Genomic DNA, 1,030 nt, shown 5'->3' on the forward strand with positions numbered 1-1,030 from the left:
GGCGTGTCTTCCACAACCGTCGCGTTGTCTGCCACGATGTCTGCCACAGGCGCAACTGTGAAGTTCACCGTTTGGCTTACGCTTTCGCCGCTTGGATCGGTAGCCGTAAAGGTCAGCGCTTCAGAGCCGTTCCAGTCTGCCGTTGGGCTAATGGTCGCGATGCCATTTTCAATCGACACCAACACGTTGCTGTTGCCAGAGACGCTAAACGTTAACTCGCCATCCACGTTATCCACATCGCTGAAAGCGGTATTTAGATCGATGCTGTATGGCGTAAAGTCTTCCGCCAAGGCTTGGTCTGCAATGCTGCTTTCAACCACAGGCGTGTCGTTCACCGCATTTACGGTGACGTTGACCGTCGCTTGGTCAGTCAGCGAACCATCGGTGACGGTGTAAGTGATTTCAGCATCGCCATGGAAGTTCTCAGCCGGTGTGAAGACCAGTTTGCCATCAACGATCTCAACTGTGCCTTGTGTTTCAGGTACGGAAGCCGATTGGATAGACAGCGTATCACCATCAATATCAGTATCGTTTGGCAGGACATCAATCGTCACTGGCGTGTCTTCGTCAGTAACGGCATTGTCATTGGTCGCCACTGGCGCATCGTTCACTGGCGTCACATCGACGTTCACCGTGGTGGACTCCGATACCCCACCGGAGGTGACGATGTAGGTGAAGCTGTCTGTGCCGTGGTAGTTGTCGTTTGGCGTGTAAGTGACGCTGCCGTCCAGGTTGACCGAGACCGTGCCGTTGGCTGGACCGTTATTGGTATCCAGCGACACCACTTTGTCGTCGCCTTCGAACGTGTCGTTACCTAAGACCTTGATGATGGTTGGCGTGTCTTCCACGACCGTCGCGTTGTCTGCCACGATGTCCGCCACTGGCGCAACCGTAAAGTTCACCGTTTGGCTAACGCTTTCGCCGCTTGGATCGGTGGCAGTAAACGTCAACGCTTCTGAGCCGTTCCAGTCTGCGGTTGGAGTGAACGTAGCAATCCCATTGACGATCGCCACTTGAATGTTGCTGTTGC

The 1,030-nt window shown here is 54.4% G+C and carries 1 protein-coding gene; it reads right to left on the reverse strand.

Translation table 11 applies throughout. From position 1 onward, the window contains the following. On the reverse strand, positions 1–1,030 hold a 1,030-nt coding region (locus R7F67_RS24970), incomplete at both ends, for a tandem-95 repeat protein (RefSeq protein ID WP_318057550.1).

This window comes from Vibrio sp. YT-17 (assembly GCF_033337375.1).
Lineage (GTDB): Bacteria > Pseudomonadota > Gammaproteobacteria > Enterobacterales > Vibrionaceae > Vibrio > Vibrio alginolyticus.